This window comes from Corynebacterium imitans, from assembly GCF_000739455.1.
Lineage (GTDB): Bacteria > Actinomycetota > Actinomycetes > Mycobacteriales > Mycobacteriaceae > Corynebacterium > Corynebacterium imitans.
Genome location: NZ_CP009211.1, coordinates 1,422,595 through 1,439,038, shown reverse-complemented (window position 1 = coordinate 1,439,038; position 16,444 = coordinate 1,422,595). Strand labels below are relative to the sequence as shown.

Sequence of the window (16,444 nt, the reverse complement as noted above, 5' to 3'; positions counted from 1 at the left end):
CTGGGTCCTCCGCATACCTCAGGGGTAGAGTAGTCCGGGACAAATTTGCAAGCTTTGAAAGGACACCACCTCGTGCAGACTCATGAGATCCGAGAGCGGTTTACCAACCACTTCGTGAAGGCGGGGCACACCTCCGTGCCAAGCGCGTCGCTGATCTTGGATGACCCGCAGCTGTTGTTTGTCAACGCGGGCATGGTGCCGTTCAAGCCCTATTTCTTGGGCCAGCAGAACCCGCCGTTTGCAAACGGCCTGGCCACCTCTATCCAGAAGTGCGTGCGCACCCTGGACATCGAGGAGGTGGGTATCACCACGCGCCACAACACCTTCTTCCAGATGGCGGGCAACTTCTCCTTCGGCCAGTACTTCAAGGAAGGCGCCATTACTCACGCCTGGGCGCTTCTGACCAGCGCCGTCGCCGACGGCGGCTTTGGCCTTGACCCGGAGCGGTTGTGGGTAACCGTCTACTTGGACGACGACGAGGCCTTCGAGATCTGGCGCGACAAGGTCGGCGTGCCCGCCGAGCGCATCCAGCGAATGGGCATGGAGGACAACTTCTGGTCCATGGGCGTGCCCGGCCCGTGTGGGCCGTGCTCGGAGATCTACTACGACCGCGGCCCCGACTACGGCAAGGAGGGTGGTCCTGCTGTAGATGACAACCGCTACATGGAGATCTGGAACCTTGTGTTCATGGAGTCCATCCGCGGCGAGGGCGACAAGAAGGGCGGATTCGAGCTGCTCGGCGAGCTGCCGAAGAAGAACATTGATACCGGCCTTGGCATTGAGCGCGTGGCCTGCCTGCTGCAGGGCGTGGACAATGTCTACGAGACGGACCTGCTGCGCCCCGTTATCGACGAAGCAGTGCGCCTGACCGGTACGAAGTACGACGCCGGCAACGACGAAGACGATGTGCGCTTCCGCGTGATCGCGGACCACTCGCGCACCGGCATGATGATCATTCTCGACGGCGTGACCCCGTCGAACGAGGGCCGCGGCTACATCCTGCGCCGCCTGCTGCGACGCATCGTGCGCTCTGCGCGCCTCCTCGGTGCCGAGGGCAACGTGCTTGAGGTCTTCATGAACACCATCATGGACACGATGACCCCGTCCTTCCCGGAGATCGCGGACAACCGCGAGCGCATCCTGCGCGTGGCGAAGGCCGAGGAGCGCGCCTTTTTGAAGACGTTGGCTTCAGGCACGACCCGCTTCGACGAGGCTGCGGCCGCGCTGCGCGAGTCCGGGGCCAAGGTGCTGCCGGGCGAGCAGGCCTTCGAGCTGCACGACACCTACGGTTTCCCCATCGATCTGACTCTGGAGATGGCGCGCGAGGCAGGTCTCGACGTGGACATGGACGCGTTCGATGCGGCGATGCAGGAGCAGCGCGCTCGCGCGAAGGCCGACAACAAGGCGAAGAAGCAGGGCAACGTCGACGAGTCGCTCTACCGCGAGTGGGTGGACGCACACCCGACCGAGTTCGTCGGCTACGACCAGCTCCAGCACGAGGGCACAGTCCTCGGCCTGGTCAGCGGCGGCAAGAAGGTCACCGAGGCACAGGCCGGCGATGAGGTTGAGGTGATCCTGGACGTCACCCCGATGTACGCCGAGGCCGGCGGCCAGATGGCCGACCGCGGCCGCATCGTGGTCGGCGATACCGTCCTCAACGTCAATGACGTGCAGAAGGTGGGCAAAAAGCTTTGGGTACACAAGGCGACCGTGGCGCAGGGCGGACTGGACCTCGGCCAGACCGTGACCACCGAGGTAGATGGTGCGTGGCGCCACGGTGCACGTCAGGCGCACACTGCGACGCACCTGATTCACGCCGCGCTGCGCCAGGTGCTTGGCCCGACCGCCGTGCAGGCGGGCTCGCTGAACAAGCCGGGCTACCTGCGTTTCGACTTCAACTACACCGACCAGCTCACTGACGCGCAGCTGAAAGAAATCGCGACGATTACCAACCAGGCGGTCGACGCGGACTTCGCGGTCAACACCATCGAAACTTCCCTGGACAAGGCGAAGGAGATGGGCGCGATGGCGCTGTTCGGCGAGAACTACGGCGACCAGGTACGCGTCGTCGAAATCGGCGGGCCATTCTCCATCGAGCTGTGCGGCGGTACGCACGTGGAACACTCCTCGCAGATCGGCCCGGTGGCCGTACTCGGCGAGTCATCCGTCGGCTCCGGTGCCCGTCGTATCGAGGCCTACTCCGGCATGCACTCCTTCGACTACTTCTCTAAGGAAGCGGCGCTGGCCTCGGGGCTTGCGGCCGCGCTGAAGACGCCGACCGAGCAGCTGCCGGAGCGCATCGCCCAGCTCACCGAGCGTCTGCGCGCTGCCGAAAAGGAGATCGAGGCGCTGCACCGCCAGCAGCTGCTTTCGCAGACCTCTGGTCTGGCCGACAAGGCCGAGACCTGCGGCGAGTTCAAGCTCGTCGCCGTGCAGCTTCCCGACGGTGTGTCCGGCGGTGACATCCGCACCATCGCGCAGGATGTGCGCGCCAAGTTCGGTGCCGAGCCCGCCGTGGTCGCGCTTGCCTCCAAGGACGGCGCGAAGGTGCCGTTCGCCGTTGCGGCGAACAAGGAGGCCGTCGCCCGCGGGGTGAAGTCCGGTGACCTGGTCAAGCTCGTTGGCGGCTACATCGATGGCAGGGGTGGCGGCAAGCCGGATCTTGCGCAGGGCTCCGGGTCGAAGCCGGAGGGCATCAACGCCGGCCTGCAGGCGCTGCGGGATGAGCTCGCCAACCGCTAAGGTGGGAATATAACAAAATGGTCAAGGGACACGCCGTGCGCGTGCCCCGGCCTTTTTGTATGCAACCGGTATTTTAGCTGTGAACGCGAGCGTCGAGAAGCGGCAAGCCCCGGCGAGCCGAGCAGATCGGAGAAACTTTTGAAGGTTGAGCCTGACACCCCAGGGGTGGACGACCCGGGTCCGGGGCGGCGCCTTGGCGTTGACGTGGGCACCGTGCGCATCGGGGTCGCGTCCTCTGATCGGGATGCGAAGCTGGCGATGCCGGTGGAGACTGTCAAGCGCGTCACCGGTTTCAAAGACCGCGATGGGGCGGACATTGACCGCCTGGTGGAGCTGACCGAGCAGTACCAGGTGGTCGAGGTGGTCGTTGGCCTGCCGCGGGACTTGCAGGGTAACGGCTCGCGCAGCGTGAAGCATGCCAAGGAGATCGCGTTTCGGATTAACAGGCGCACCGGCTTGCCTGTGCGCATGGCCGACGAGCGGCTGACCACGGTGGCTGCAACACACGCGATGCGGGCCTCGGGGCGCAGCGAGAAAGCGCAGCGCGACGTGATTGATCAGGCTGCCGCGGTAGAGATTTTGCAGTCGTGGCTGGATGGCCGGCAGAACTATCTAAAGGAGAATGAATCGTGACATCCCGACAGAATGGCCGCCGGCGCACCCGTGGCGTGGCTGTGCTCGTTGCCTCGATTTTGCTCATCATTGGCCTGATCGCCTGGATCGCGGTGGCGCACCAGAACGGTGCCGGAAGTGATTTTCGCGGTAGCGGCAACGGCGAAGAGGAAGTCGTAGAGATCCCCGAGGGCTCGAATATCTCCGCGCTTGGTCCAGAGCTTCAGGAACGCGGGATCGTCGCCTCCAACAAGGCGTTCCAGTCTGCTGCCGCGGCCGACCCGGACTCCGACAACATCCAGCCGGGCTTCTACCGCCTGGAGGGCGAGATGAGCGCGAAGAGCGCCGTTTCCGCGCTGCTCGACCCGAACAATAAGGTCACGCCCCTGCAGGTTTACGGCGGCGCGACGCTGATGGACATTCAGGTCGTCGGCGGCCAGACCCGCTACGGCATCCTGACCATGATCCAGGACGTGACCTGCGGTGGGAACGCCACCCACGATTGCGTGGACGTCGAGCGCCTGCAGCACGTCGCCGCTGAGGCGGACGCGGCAAGCCTCGGGGTGCCCGAGTGGGCCCGCGAGGTGGTCGACGGCCGCAAGGGCGACGCGAAGCGCCTTGAGGGCCTGATTGTGCCGGGCGAGTACATCATTGACCCGGGCGCGACCGCTGAGCAGATTCTCACCGACCTGGTGACCCGCTCGACCAAGGTGTACGAGTCCACCGATATCGAGGCGCGCTCCGAGAAGGTGGGGCTTAGCCCCTACGAGCTCGTCGTCGCTGCCTCCCTGGTCGAGCGTGAGGCTCCGGCCGGCGAGTTCGACAAGGTGGCACGAGTGATACTCAACCGCCTGGACAAGCCGATGCGTCTCGAGTTCGACTCCACGGTGAACTACGGGCTGGAGCAGGTTGAGGTCGCGACCACCGACGAGGACCGTGAGCGTGTGACCCCGTGGAACACCTACGCGATGGACGGGCTGCCGCAGACGCCGATCGCCTCGCCGTCGGTGGAGGCCATCGATGCGATGGAGCACCCGGCCGAGGGCAACTGGCTGTTCTTCGTCACCGTCGACAAGGACGGCACGACGGTGTTCAACGACACCTTCGAGCAGCACCAGGAAGACACTCGCCGCGCCATCGACTCCGGCGTGCTGGATTCGCGTCGCTAAGGAAAGTTGCTGATGGAGAAGGAAACAGGAGTGCCGCGCATCGTGCGGCACCGTGCGGCGGTGCTGGGCTCGCCAATCGCGCATTCGCTCTCGCCGGTGTTGCACCACGCAGGCTACAAGGCCGCCGAGCTGGACGATTGGGCCTATGAGCGGATTGAGTGCACCGCCGAGGAACTGCCGACCATCGTCGGTCAGGCTGCGCCGGAGTACCGTGGCTTCTCCGTCACCATGCCCGCAAAGTTCGCGGCGCTGGAGTTCGCCACCGAGGTCACGCAGCGCGCCCGCGCGATCGGCTCGGCCAACACGCTCGTGCGCACCAGCGAGGGCTGGCGCGCGGACAACACCGACTGCGAGGGCATCCACACCGCGCTTAAGGCGCTGCTTGGCGACGAACCGCCCACGCGTGCCCTGGTCATCGGCTCAGGTGGGACGGCTCGCCCGGCCCTGTGGGCGCTGCAGGAGCAGGGAGCGAGCGAAATCGTGGTGGTCAACCGCTCGGACCGCTCCGCTGAGGTGGCCGAGCTGGTCAGTGGGGTAGATACCCGTTTCGTTGACTATTCGGCGGACCTCTTCGAGCTCTCAGCATGGGCGGACGTGATCGTTTCGACCGTGCCAGCCGCTGGCGTGGAGCCGTACGCGCCACAGCTGGGGCATGCGCCGGTGCTGGACGTGATCTATGACCCGTGGCCGACCCCGCTGGCGGTGCGCGCGGCCTCGAACGGGTACCCCACCGTCGGCGGGCTGACCATGCTGGCCGGCCAGTCCTACTCGCAATTCGAACAGTTCACCGGCGTCGCCGCTCCGCGCACCGCGATGCGCGAGGCGCTGTTTGCGCATTGGGAGTCCATGCATGCAAACGATGGGCAAGACACGGGCCCAACGAGCGACTAGGCTTTGCCCCCATGGGGAATGGGGGACTTTGCATCTTCGCGTTGTGCACCTTTGCCGTTTGGAGCGCGGCGCTGTGTCTATACGATCTGCGGTGGCGAAGGCTACCGAATCCACTGACGGTGCCGCCCGCGCTTGCGTGCTTGTTCGTGTGCGTGGCCGCGCCGGGGTTTGCGTGGGGGCTGGTGTGGCCAGCACTGTACTTCGTGGCGGGGAGGGGGATAGGCGGCGGCGACGTCAAGCTCGCGGTCACTTTAGGGGTTGTGCTCATGGCGCTCGGCGGGCTCGGCGCAGTACTCGCTGCGGTGGCGCTTTCCGGAGCTGCGACGGTGGTGCTTGGACTCGCGCTGCGCCGGCCCAGGCTTGCGCACGGACCGCAAATGCTGGGTGCAGCCTGGGCGGTGGGAACGTTTGTTGGGCTAAACGGCTCAGTTTGAGCCAGCGTGTGAGACAATGCGTGCATGCTTCGTTGGACAACCGCTGGGGAATCCCATGGACAGGCGCTCATCGCGCTGATTGAGAACATGCCCGCAGGTGTACCGATCACCGAAGAGGAGATCGCTCACCACCTCGCGCGCCGTCGGCTGGGGTACGGCCGCGGCGCGCGCATGAAGTTTGAGGCCGACGCGCTCACGCTGCTCACCGGCATCCTGCACGGCCGCACGCTGGGCAGCCCAATTGCCATCCAGATTGGGAACTCGGAGTGGCCGAAGTGGACCACGATCATGTCGCCGCACCCGTTGGATATGGACGACCCGGAGGTGGCGAAGGCCATGTCCTCTGGGCGCGGCGCGAAGCTGACCCGCCCGCGGCCTGGCCACGCGGATTTCGCGGGCATGCTCAAGTACGGTTTCGACTCGGCACGCCCGGTGCTCGAACGCTCTTCAGCCCGTGAGACAGCGGCAAGGGTCGCGGCTGCCGCCGTGGCGCGTTCCTTCCTGCGCGAGACGCTCGGGGTGGAGGTCTTTTCGCACGTAATCTCGATCGGGGAGTCGACACCCGCTGCGGGAGACCTTCCCACCTTTGCAGACATTGAGGCCATTGATGCCTCGCCGGTCCGCGCCTTCGATTCGGAAGCGGAGGCCTCGATGATCTCGTGCATCGAGGATGCGAAGAAGTCTGGCGACACGCTTGGCGGCGTCGTCGAGGTCATTGTCGACGGCCTGCCGATCGGGCTGGGCTCGCACATTTCTGGCGAGCACCGCCTGGATGCCCAGCTGGCCGGCGCGCTGATGGGTATCCAGTCGGTAAAGGGCGTGGAGATCGGCGACGGTTTCGAGGAGGCGCGCAGGCGCGGTTCGGCCGCGCATGATGAGATGGTGCGCGACGAGACGGGCGTGCACCGCTTGACCAACCGCGCCGGCGGCCTGGAAGGCGGCATGACCAATGGCGAACAGTTGCGCGTCCGTGCGGGTCTGAAGCCGATTTCCACGGTGCCGCGCGCGCTGAAGACCGTGGACATGCGCAGCGGTGAGCCGGCGACGGGCATCCACCAGCGCTCGGACGTGTGCGCGGTGCCTGCCGGTGGCGTTGTCGCCGAGGCGATGGTGGCGCTCGTGCTCGCCCGCGCGGTGTTGGAGAAGTTCGGCGGCGACAGCTTGGAGGAGACCAAGCGTAACGTCGAGGCGTACAAGGGAGCAGTCGAGCGTCGATTAGCTTTCGTGCAAAACGGGGCGGAAGAAGGGCAGTAGCGATGACGCACACAGAGCGTGGCGGGACCACGGTGCCGGAAGACGCACAAGCGAATTCAGCGGTCGTCGCATCGGCGCCGCGCGTCGTGCTTGTCGGCCCGCCGGGTGCTGGCAAGTCCACCATTGGCAGGCGCATCGCGAGCGCGCTGAACTTGCCGATCGTGGATAGTGACCTGCTGATCGAGCAGGCGCATGGCAAGGCCTGCGGCGAGATCTTCAGTGAGCTCGGGGAGGAGCGATTCCGCGAGCTGGAAGCCGAGTGCGTGGCCCAGGCGCTGGCCACCGGCGGGGTTGTCAGCCTCGGCGGCGGTGCCGTGCTCACCCCGTCGACGCGCCAGCTGTTGCAGCGTCACACCGTGGTGTGGATCGATGTGACTGTGGAAGAGGGCATCCGCCGTACCGCGGGTTCGACGTCGCGCCCGGTCCTGCAGGCCGATGACCCGGCGCAGCACTACCGCGACCTGCTGGCCACGCGCGAGCCTTTCTACCGCGAGGTTGCCAACTACCGGGTGCGGACGGATTCCCGGCCGCCGCAGCGTGTGGTGGCCGAGGTGCTCAGCATCATCGATTCAACCGAGGAATAGTTTTTACCCACCCAAGGAGCAACCATGGCCACAGTGCAGGTAACTGGAGCAGACCCGTACACGATCCACATCGGGTATGACACCATTCGCGACGTTGCGGGGCGGGTGAAAGAAATCGGCGCGCGCAAGGCAGCAATCGTGCACCAAGGAACGCTGCAGGCGGTGGCGCGTTCCATCGCGCAAGACCTTGAAGGCGAAGGCCTTACCGCAGTGCTGGCACCGATCCCGGACGCGGAGGCGGGCAAGTCGCTGGAGACCGCAAGCGCGCTCTGGGATCTGGTCGGAGAACAGGGCTTTTCCCGCCAGGACGTGATCATCGGTCTGGGCGGCGGCGCGGCCACAGACATCGCCGGCTTCATCGCCGCGACGTGGATGCGCGGCATTCAGGTCATCCAGGTGCCGACCACCCTTTTGGCCATGGTGGATGCCGCGGTCGGTGGCAAGACCGGCATCAACACCTCGGTGGGCAAGAACCTTGTCGGCGCGTTCCACGAGCCGGATTCGGTGTTCATCGACCTCGAGCGCATTTACACCCTGCCCCAGGAGGAGATCGTCTCCGGGTCCGCCGAGCTAGTCAAGACCGGTTTTATTGCCGACCCGAAGATTTTGGAGCTGTACCGCGCCGGCGCGGACGCGCACTGGGCGGAGCTGGTCGAGCGCTCCGTGGCAGTCAAGGCCGCCGTCGTCAGCCGCGACCTCAAAGAGTCGGGCCTGCGTGAAATCCTCAATTACGGGCACACACTCGGCCACGCTATTGAGCGCCGCGAGAACTACACCTGGCGCCACGGCAACGCGGTGGGTGTGGGCATGATGTTCGCCGCTCACTTGGCGCACAATCGCGGGCTTATCGACGACTCCCTGCTCGCCCTCCACCACGAGGTGCTCACCGCAGTCGGCCTCCCAACCACCTACGAAGCGGGCGCTTTCGATGAGCTGTACGAGGCGATGACGCACGATAAGAAGAACCGCGACGGACAGATCCGCTTCGTGGTGCTGAACAAGCTTGGCTCGTGTACCCGTCTGGAGGACGCAACGTTCGAGGAAATGCGCGCGGCCTACGACGCGATTGCGGAGTAGCGCGCCCACACACGGGGCAAGTCTTCTAGGAAGGACGTAAAAGCAATGAAGATTCTGGTGCTCAACGGGCCAAACTTGAACCGGCTGGGCAAGCGCCAGCCGGAGATCTACGGGCACGCAACGCTCGAAGACGTGGAGCGCCAGCTTCAGGCGCGCGCGGCGGAGCTCGATGTGGAGGTTGAGCTGCGCCAGACGAACCACGAGGGCGAGATGCTCGAGTGGGTACACGAGGCGGCAGAGGCGGGCCTGCCCGTCATTATCAACCCCGGCGGCTGGACCCATACCTCGGTGGCGCTGCGCGACGCGCTGGTGGAGCTGACCGACGCCCACGGCTTCATCGAGCTGCACATTTCCAACGTGCACGCCCGCGAGCCTTTCCGGCAGCACTCGTACCTGTCACCCATCGCCAAGGGCGTGATCGCCGGGCTGGGCACGCAGGGCTACCTGCTCGCACTTGAATACTTTGCACAGACCGAAGGTTAGTTTGGAGGAACACATGTCACTGGCTGATACTCGTTTTGAAACGCGGCGTCGGAAGCTTGCTTCCGCACTGGCTGCGAAGCGGATCGACGACGTGCTGATCACGCACATCACGCACGTGCGCTACCTTTCGGGTTTTAGCGGCTCCAACGGTGCGCTGCTGGTGTCGAAGGATCGCACGGCAAAGATCGCCACGGATGGGCGCTACACTACTCAGATTGGTGAGGAAGTGCCCGACATTCCCGCGACCATTACCCGCAAAGTGGCCGAGGAGCTGCTGACGCAGGTGGTTGAGGGGCACCGCGTGGGCTTCGAGGCGGATTACCTCAGCGTGAGCCAGCTCGAGGTGCTGAAGAAGGCATGCCCCGAAGACGTCACGCTGGTGCCGGTGTCCGGTGCGGTGGAAGATATCCGCCTGACCAAGGACGGCCTCGAGCTGCACCGCCTGGAGGAGGCCGCAGCGCTCGCGACTGAGGCGCTCGAGCAGCTTGTCGACGCCGGCGAGCTCGCCGCAGGCCGCAGCGAGCGCGACATTGCCGCAGACCTGGAGTACCGCATGCGCCAGCTCGGCGCGGAGCGTCCCAGCTTTGACACGATTGTCGCCTCCGGGCCCAACTCTGCGAAGCCGCACCACGGCGCAAGCGAGCGCATCGTGCAGGAAGGCGAGCTGGTAACCATCGACTTTGGCATGCACCGCCTCGGGTTCAACTCCGATATGACCCGCACCTTTGCCATTGGCGAGCCGAACGACTTCCTGCGCGAGATCTACGAGGTCACGCTGGAGTCCCAGCAGGCGGGTGTGCGTGCTTCGGTCGCGGGTGCCAAGCTTGTCGACGTCGACGCGGCCTGCCGCACCGTGATCGAAGAGGCAGGGTACGGGGAGTACTTCGTACACTCCACTGGTCACGGCGTGGGCCTTGACGTTCACGAGGCTCCCTACGCCTCGACGACGGGCAAGGGCGAGTTGCGCGAAGCGATGACGCTGACCATCGAGCCGGGTATCTACGTGCCTGGCAAGGGCGGGGTGCGTATTGAGGACACGCTAATTATCACCTCTGGGGCACCGAAGGTGATCACGCAGTACCCTAAGGAACTGACTGTGCTGTAGCATTGTTGTGTTTGCACACGCTTTGCTGAAGTTTTCAGCGGCACTTTCATGAAGAAGTAGAGGAAAGGTTTCACGTGGCAACTACCGCCGATTTTAAGAACGGGCTCGTACTCAAGAACGAGGGCAAGCTCCAGCAGATCATTGAGTTTCAGCACGTCAAGCCAGGCAAGGGCCCTGCGTTCGTGCGCACCAAGCTCAAGGACGTCGTCACCGGCAAGACCGTGGACAAGACGTGGAACGCTGGTGTGAAGGTAGAGACCGCGAACGTTGACCGCCGCGACATGACCTACCTGTACAACGACGGCACCGCCTACGTCGTGATGGACGATAAGACCTACGAGCAGTTTGAGCTGCCGGCCGAAAAGTTCGGCGAAGCGGCGCGTTTCCTGCTGGAGAACATGCGAGTGCAGGTTTCCTTCCACGAGGGTGAGGCGCTGTTCGCCGAGCTGCCGATCTCGGTGGACCTGAAGATCGAGCACACCGAGCCGGGCCTGCAGGGCGACCGTTCCTCCGGTGGCACCAAGCCGGCAACGCTGGAGACCGGTGCGGAGATCCAGGTGCCGCTGTTCTTGGAAACCGGCAACGTGGTCAAGGTAGACACCCGCACGGGTGAGTACCTCTCCCGCGTGAGCAACTAATGGCGGACTTTAAACGCCACGGAGCCCGGTACCGCGCACGTCGTCGCGCGGTAGACATCCTCTTTGAGGCGGAAACACGCGACGTTGATCCGGTCGCCATTGTTGAAGACCGCGTCGAACTTGCGAAAAACCCGCAGAACTCGGTCGCGCCCGTCGCCGAGTACACGCAGCAGATCGTGGCTGGTGCCGCTGAGCAACTCGACGACCTGGATGACGCGATTGAGCGCTTCTTGGTCGACGATTGGGAGCTGTCCCGCCTGCCCGCGGTGGATCGTCAAATCCTGCGCGTGTGCGCCTGGGAGATCATGTTCAACGACGCGGTCGACGCGCCGATCTCCATCAAGGAGGGCGTGGAAATGGCCGCGGAGTATTCCGCCGCGCAGGCTGCGCCCTACATCAATGTGGTGCTCGACGGTATCGCGCAGCGCGGCCTCCCGGAGGCCCCCTTCGCGGAGGAGGACGCTACGCTTGTCGAGGCAGAGCCCGGCGAGACCCCAGCTCCAGCCCAAAGCGCAGATGACGCGCAGCGGCTGGTGACCGAGACGGTGGCCGAGGCCGCTGTCCCGACTGAAATGAGCCCGCAAGAACCCTAAGACACCGCAAGGACACACCCAATGGCAAAGGTTTCTATCGAAGAGGCGCAGGCTTTCAAAGTCGGCCCGGATTTCCAGATCGACGATGTGGACACGGCAGCCACCCCGGGCGTCAAAGACGTCGGGGAGGCTTTCGAAAAGTTCGACGATGAGCTCGGCGTGCTCCAGAAGAAGCTCTACGCCAATGGACGCGCGGGCACGCCGGGGACCGGCTCGGTGCTCTTAGTGCTCCAGGGGATGGATACTGCGGGCAAGGGCGGGATCATTCGCCACGTCATCGGCGGGACGATGGATCTGCAGGGCGTGCACATCAAGGCTTTCGGCGCGCCGACTGAAGAGGAGGCCGAGCACGACTTTTTGTGGCGGATTGCTCCGCACCTGCCGGAGCCGGGACAGATCAGCGTGTTCGACCGCTCTCACTACGAGGACGTGTTGGTGCAGCGGGTCAAGCAGATGGCACCGCCGGAGGAGATCGAGCGCCGCTACGGCGCGATCGTGGACTTTGAGCAGAAGGCTGCGGCAAACGGCACGAAGATCATCAAGGTGATGCCGCATATCTCGCGCGAGTTTCAGGCGGAAAACCTGCGCGAGCGCATCGAGAATCCGGAGAAGCACTGGAAGTACAACCCAGGCGACATCGATGACCGGAAGTTGTGGACGCAGTACATGGCCGCGTATCAGATCGCGTTGACGCGCACGTCGACAGATACTGCGCCGTGGTACTGCATTCCCTCTGACAATAAGAAGTACTGCCGCACCGTGGTCAAGACGCTGCTTGTCGACGCGCTCAAGCAACTCGATCCACAGTGGCCCGCCGCCGACTTTGACCCGGCGACGGAGCTTGCGCGGCTAGAGAACTCTTAGCTCTCCGTTTTCTGGGCGGCCTCGCGGGCCGAGGTGATTTCCTCAATCAAGGCATGCATCGCGTCCTGGCCGCGCATCAGCCCGTCGAGGCTGCGCTTGAGGGCGCTCGAGAGCTGCTCGTCGGTCATGCCGGCGGCGACCTGGTTCTCGGACTCCGTGCGGATGATCAGTGTGTCCGCCTTGTTGACAACAAGCGCGCGAGCATCCAGGAAAGAAGAGTTGACCTGGTTAGCAGCCAGGTACACGGTGGGGTCCGGGGTATCAGACGGCGTTTCGGTTGCGGCGTCGGCGCGCGCGATGAGCACCGAGTCCAGCAGGACGAACAGCACGTTGTAGCCGTTGATGTTGGCGTGCGCGGCGCGTCCGGAGGCATCGGTCTGCACGGTGACGTCGAGGCCTGCGAGTGCGTCGGCGACGCGGTCGATGGTGACCAGTTGTGTTGTATTAGTGCTCATCGTGCGGATCCTCCCAAGTGACGAGGGTGGGGAATGAAGTGGCCAAGAAGTCGAAGGCCTGAAGCGTGGTGTCGATCGAGCTCATGATGAACGCACCGAGCTGGTTGTAGGATGCGCCGTGCGTGATGTCGAGCGTGCGGATCGCGCTAATCGCCAGGTGGTCTTCGCCCTGCTCGAAGAAGCGCAGGGTGGGCGCGAAGTGCGTCTGGTTGTGCTCGTTGGTGGCAAGCAGGATATGCGAGGCCATGTCCTTTGGAATCTTGCCGCGCCACAGCGACTCGAAGATGAGGTGGTCGCTGTCAAAGGCAACCACGATGGCGGCGTTGATGAAGCCGGAGCGCACCGTGCCGTCCTCGACGCGGTGCTCGAGGCCTTCGGCGCTGAAGATTTCGGCGACGGCCTCTGGGGTCACTTCTTTGGGCTCGTTGTTGGAGTCAGCCTGCGCTGCGGCATTGACCTCGGCGACGGTCTCCGCGTCCGGGGCGCTTGGAAGCTCGGCCCCGTCCGCAGCTGACTGGGACGCGTTTGGGGGTGTCGTATTGTTGCTACTCACACAGACGACTGTACCTGCCACGCTTCGCCACGGGAGTAAGGCATAAGTGCTAAAATGCTGGGCAGTCTCAACAATCTTTCAGACCGGGACTCGGCCCGCAGCACGCGGGTTTTGCACAAGCATCCTTTAAATTCCGCACTGTGAGGCGGGGAAGGAGGCGAGATGAGTGGAGATACCCGCACGACGGTGGAGCTGCTGAGCGCAGACGACGTCGCGCGCACGATCGCACGCATTGCGCACCAGATAATTGAAAAGACGGCGCTGGACACGGCATCGCAAGATGGCACCGCGCCCGTGCAGCTGCTCGGTATTCCCTCCGGGGGCGTGCCCTTGGCGCAGCGCATCGCGGCGGCTATTGAGGAATTCTCCGGGGTGAGCGTGCCCGTCGGCAGCTTAGATGTCACCCTGTACCGCGATGATTTGCGCGACAAACCGCACCGCGCGCTGCGCCCGACCAGCATTCCGGCACCGCTCGACGGGGCGACGGTGGTGCTCGTCGATGACGTGCTGTACTCGGGGCGCACGATCCGTGCCGCCCTGGACTCGCTGCGCGACATCGGGAGGCCAGCAACGATTCAGCTTGCCGTGCTGGTTGACCGCGGGCACCGCCAGCTGCCCATCCGCGCGGACTATGTGGGCAAGAACATCCCGACCGCGTTGAGCGAGGACGTGACCGTCACGCTCACTCCGATCGACGCCGTTGACGCGGTCACGCTGCACCGGGAGGCATAAGAGATGAAGCACCTCATTGATATTGCAGACCTAAGCCGGGACGAGGCCCTCGCCATCATGGATGAGGCCGACCGCTTCAAGGAGGCCTTGGACGGCCGCGAGATCAAGAAGCTGCCCACGCTGCGGGGCCGCACCATCTTCACCCTGTTCTACGAGAACTCCACTCGCACCCGTTCGTCCTTCGAGACCGCGGGCAAATGGATGAGCGCGGACGTGATCAACATCTCCGCCTCGAGTTCCTCGGTAAAGAAGGGCGAGTCGCTCAAAGATACGGCGCAGACGGTCGAGGCCGTCGGCGCGGATGCGATCGTGGTGCGCCACCCGGCGTCGGGAGCCGCGCAGCTGCTGAAGCAGTGGTTGCCGGGTACCTCGATCATTAACGCAGGCGACGGCAAGCACCAGCACCCCACGCAGGCGTTGCTGGACGCGGTGACGATGCGTCAGCGGATCGGCGAGATCGCCGGGCGCAAGGTGGTCATCGTGGGCGACATCGTGCACTCGCGCGTGGCGCGCTCGAACGTTGATCTGCTCCACCTGTTGGGGGCGGAGGTCGTGCTCGTGGCTCCACCGACGCTGCTGCCCACCGGGGTGGAGCACTGGCCGGCGCGCGTGGCCTATGACCTGGACGCCGAGATCGCGGATGCGGACGTGGTGATGATGCTGCGCGTGCAGGCCGAGCGCATGCACGGCGGGTTTTTCCCCTCGCACCGCGAGTACGCCACCCTCTACGGCTTGAGCGCGCAGCGCGCCAACCGGATGAAGGAAGGTGCGATCATCATGCACCCGGGCCCGATGTTGCGCGGGATGGAAATTAACTTTGCTGTTGCGGAGCGAGACAACACCGCGGTACTGCAGCAGGTCTCTAACGGTGTGTACACCCGCATGGCGGTGCTGTTTACGCTGCTTGTGGGAGAGGAAGAGTAAATGGGAAAGTTCGTAATCAAAAACGTCCGTCCCTACGGTGAGGACGAGGTGCAGCTGCTTATCGACGGCGGCGTGATCCAAGCCATCGGCAAAGACCTCGGCCTCGACGAGACAGATGAGTCCTTCGAGGTCATCGACGCCGGCGGCAAGGTGTTGCTGCCGGGCCTGGTGGATATGCACGTCCACCTGCGCGAGCCGGGCCGCGAGGACACAGAAACCATCGCCACCGGCTCCGATGCGGCAGCCAAGGGCGGCTTTACCGCCGTGTTCACCATGGCGAACACGAGCCCCGTGATCGACCAGCCCTTCCTCGCCGACGCGGTGTGGGAGAAGGGCCAGGCCTACGGCAAGTGCGACGTCTACCCGGTTGGCGCGATCACCCAGAACCTGGAAGGCAAGCAGCTCAGCGAGATCGGGCTGATGAGCCAGGGCCACGTCCGTATGTTTTCTGATGACGGCAAGTGCGTCAACGACCCGCAGGTGATGCGCCGCGCGGTCGAGTACGCGAAGGCCTATGACGTGCTGCTCGCTCAACATGCCGAGGACCACCGCATGACCGCGGACGCGGTCGCCCACGAGGGCGAGACCGCAGCCCGGCTCGGCCTGGGTGGGTGGCCGCGAGTGGCGGAGGAATCCGTCGTCGCCCGCGACGTGATCATGACCCGTGACTACGGTGGCCGTCTGCACATCTGCCACGCCTCGACCGAGGGCACAGTTGAGTTGCTGCGCTGGGCTAAGGAGCAGGGCATCAACGTCAGCGCCGAGGCGACTCCGCACCACCTGCTGCTTACCGACGAGAAACTCGAGACCTACGACGGCGTCTACCGCGTCAACCCGCCGCTGCGCGAGCAGCGCGACACTATCGCGCTGCGAGATGCGTTGCTTGACGGCACGATCGACGTGGTGGCCACCGACCACGCCCCGCACGGCTCCGAGGACAAGTGCGTGGAGTTCGAGCACGCCAAGCCCGGCATGCTGGGCCTGGAGACTTCGCTGCCGATCATCGCGCAGGTCTTCGTGGAGTCTGGCCTCGCGGACTGGCGCTTCGTGGCGAAGGTGATGAGCGAGCGCCCCGCAGAGATCCTGCGCCTCGAAGATCAGGGTCGCCCGATCGCGGAAGGGGAGCCGGCCAACTTGGTGCTCGTCGACCCGGGCGCGGCGTGGACCGTCGAGGGCGACAAGCTGCGCTCCAAGGCGTCGAACACCCCGTACGAGGGCACGGAGTTTGCCACCAGCATCGCGTTGACCATGCTGCGCGGCGAGGTCACCTACCGGGCCGACGAGACTGAGACCGAAACGACTACCACCAGCACGAAGTAATTTTTCAAAGGAAG

Annotated in this window: 18 protein-coding genes; 16 read left to right on the top strand and 2 right to left on the bottom strand. The window is 64.6% G+C overall.

The genetic code is table 11. The annotated features are described in order from the left end of the window. The first annotated feature begins 72 nt into the window (after positions 1 to 72). From alaS to CIMIT_RS06680, 13 genes are all read left to right on the top strand, one after another. Positions 73 to 2,742, top strand: coding sequence for an alanine--tRNA ligase (gene alaS / locus CIMIT_RS06740; protein WP_038590857.1), 2,670 nt, complete (start codon positions 73 to 75; stop codon positions 2,740 to 2,742). A 138-nt stretch (positions 2,743 to 2,880) separates the two neighbouring features. Then, positions 2,881 to 3,375 carry a Holliday junction resolvase RuvX gene (ruvX, locus tag CIMIT_RS06735; RefSeq protein WP_038590855.1) on the top strand — a complete coding sequence of 165 codons (495 nt, stop codon included), beginning with the start codon at positions 2,881 to 2,883 and terminating at the stop codon, positions 3,373 to 3,375. Then, on the top strand, positions 3,372 to 4,523 hold the full coding sequence (gene mltG, locus CIMIT_RS06730; RefSeq protein ID WP_038590852.1) for an endolytic transglycosylase MltG: 1,152 nt from the start codon (positions 3,372 to 3,374) through the stop codon (positions 4,521 to 4,523). Before ruvX ends, mltG begins: the two co-directional genes overlap by 4 nt. A gap of 12 nt (positions 4,524 to 4,535) precedes the next feature. Then, entirely contained in the window at positions 4,536 to 5,414 is an 879-nt protein-coding gene (locus tag CIMIT_RS06725) for a shikimate dehydrogenase (protein WP_051904859.1), read from the top strand. 11 nt (positions 5,415 to 5,425) lie between these two features. Beyond that, positions 5,426 to 5,848 (top strand): prepilin peptidase, encoded by a 423-nt coding sequence (locus CIMIT_RS06720; protein WP_051904858.1) that lies wholly within the window; start codon positions 5,426 to 5,428, stop codon positions 5,846 to 5,848. Between the two features lie 24 nt (positions 5,849 to 5,872). Further along, positions 5,873 to 7,102: a chorismate synthase gene (aroC, locus tag CIMIT_RS06715; protein WP_038590850.1), complete on the top strand. Its 1,230-nt coding sequence runs from the start codon at positions 5,873 to 5,875 to the stop codon at positions 7,100 to 7,102. A 2-nt stretch (positions 7,103 to 7,104) separates the two neighbouring features. Continuing rightward, positions 7,105 to 7,686, top strand: a complete 582-nt coding sequence (locus CIMIT_RS06710) for a shikimate kinase (RefSeq protein ID WP_084674293.1) — start codon at positions 7,105 to 7,107, stop codon at positions 7,684 to 7,686. A 24-nt stretch (positions 7,687 to 7,710) separates the two neighbouring features. Beyond that, positions 7,711 to 8,763, top strand: coding sequence for a 3-dehydroquinate synthase (aroB, locus tag CIMIT_RS06705; protein WP_038590848.1), 1,053 nt, complete (start codon positions 7,711 to 7,713; stop codon positions 8,761 to 8,763). A gap of 45 nt (positions 8,764 to 8,808) precedes the next feature. Further along, entirely contained in the window at positions 8,809 to 9,246 is a 438-nt protein-coding gene (gene aroQ, locus CIMIT_RS06700; protein ID WP_038590847.1) for a type II 3-dehydroquinate dehydratase, read from the top strand. A 13-nt stretch (positions 9,247 to 9,259) separates the two neighbouring features. Further along, positions 9,260 to 10,351: an aminopeptidase P family protein gene (locus tag CIMIT_RS06695; protein ID WP_038590845.1), complete on the top strand. Its 1,092-nt coding sequence runs from the start codon at positions 9,260 to 9,262 to the stop codon at positions 10,349 to 10,351. A 74-nt stretch (positions 10,352 to 10,425) separates the two neighbouring features. Continuing rightward, positions 10,426 to 10,989, top strand: coding sequence for an elongation factor P (gene efp, locus CIMIT_RS06690; protein WP_038590843.1), 564 nt, complete (start codon positions 10,426 to 10,428; stop codon positions 10,987 to 10,989). After that, complete coding sequence (gene nusB, locus CIMIT_RS06685) at positions 10,989 to 11,582, top strand: transcription antitermination factor NusB (protein WP_038590841.1); 594 nt, start codon at positions 10,989 to 10,991, stop codon at positions 11,580 to 11,582. The genes efp and nusB overlap by 1 nt, the downstream gene beginning before the upstream one ends. A gap of 21 nt (positions 11,583 to 11,603) precedes the next feature. Further along, positions 11,604 to 12,446, top strand: coding sequence for a PPK2 family polyphosphate kinase (locus tag CIMIT_RS06680; RefSeq protein ID WP_038590837.1), 843 nt, complete (start codon positions 11,604 to 11,606; stop codon positions 12,444 to 12,446). On the opposite strand, the gene CIMIT_RS06675 is transcribed toward CIMIT_RS06680, so the two are convergent. Both CIMIT_RS06675 and CIMIT_RS06670 read right to left on the bottom strand, forming a co-directional pair. Beyond that, positions 12,443 to 12,901, bottom strand: a complete 459-nt coding sequence (locus tag CIMIT_RS06675) for a YbjN domain-containing protein (protein ID WP_038590834.1) — start codon at positions 12,899 to 12,901, stop codon at positions 12,443 to 12,445. The genes CIMIT_RS06680 and CIMIT_RS06675 overlap by 4 nt on opposite strands. Next, positions 12,891 to 13,454, bottom strand: a complete 564-nt coding sequence (locus CIMIT_RS06670) for a type III secretion system chaperone family protein (RefSeq protein ID WP_231910273.1) — start codon at positions 13,452 to 13,454, stop codon at positions 12,891 to 12,893. Before CIMIT_RS06670 ends, CIMIT_RS06675 begins: the two co-directional genes overlap by 11 nt. A gap of 162 nt (positions 13,455 to 13,616) precedes the next feature. On the opposite strand from CIMIT_RS06670, the gene pyrR reads away from it, so the two are divergent. From pyrR to CIMIT_RS06655, 3 genes are read left to right on the top strand one after another with little or no spacing between them, the layout of a single operon-like run. Beyond that, complete coding sequence (pyrR, locus tag CIMIT_RS06665; protein ID WP_038590831.1) at positions 13,617 to 14,186, top strand: bifunctional pyr operon transcriptional regulator/uracil phosphoribosyltransferase PyrR; 570 nt, start codon at positions 13,617 to 13,619, stop codon at positions 14,184 to 14,186. A gap of 3 nt (positions 14,187 to 14,189) precedes the next feature. Next, positions 14,190 to 15,110 carry an aspartate carbamoyltransferase catalytic subunit gene (locus CIMIT_RS06660; RefSeq protein WP_038590828.1) on the top strand — a complete coding sequence of 307 codons (921 nt, stop codon included), beginning with the start codon at positions 14,190 to 14,192 and terminating at the stop codon, positions 15,108 to 15,110. Continuing rightward, positions 15,111 to 16,430: a dihydroorotase gene (locus tag CIMIT_RS06655; RefSeq protein WP_038590824.1), complete on the top strand. Its 1,320-nt coding sequence runs from the start codon at positions 15,111 to 15,113 to the stop codon at positions 16,428 to 16,430. Positions 16,431 to 16,444: the final 14 nt, after the last annotated feature.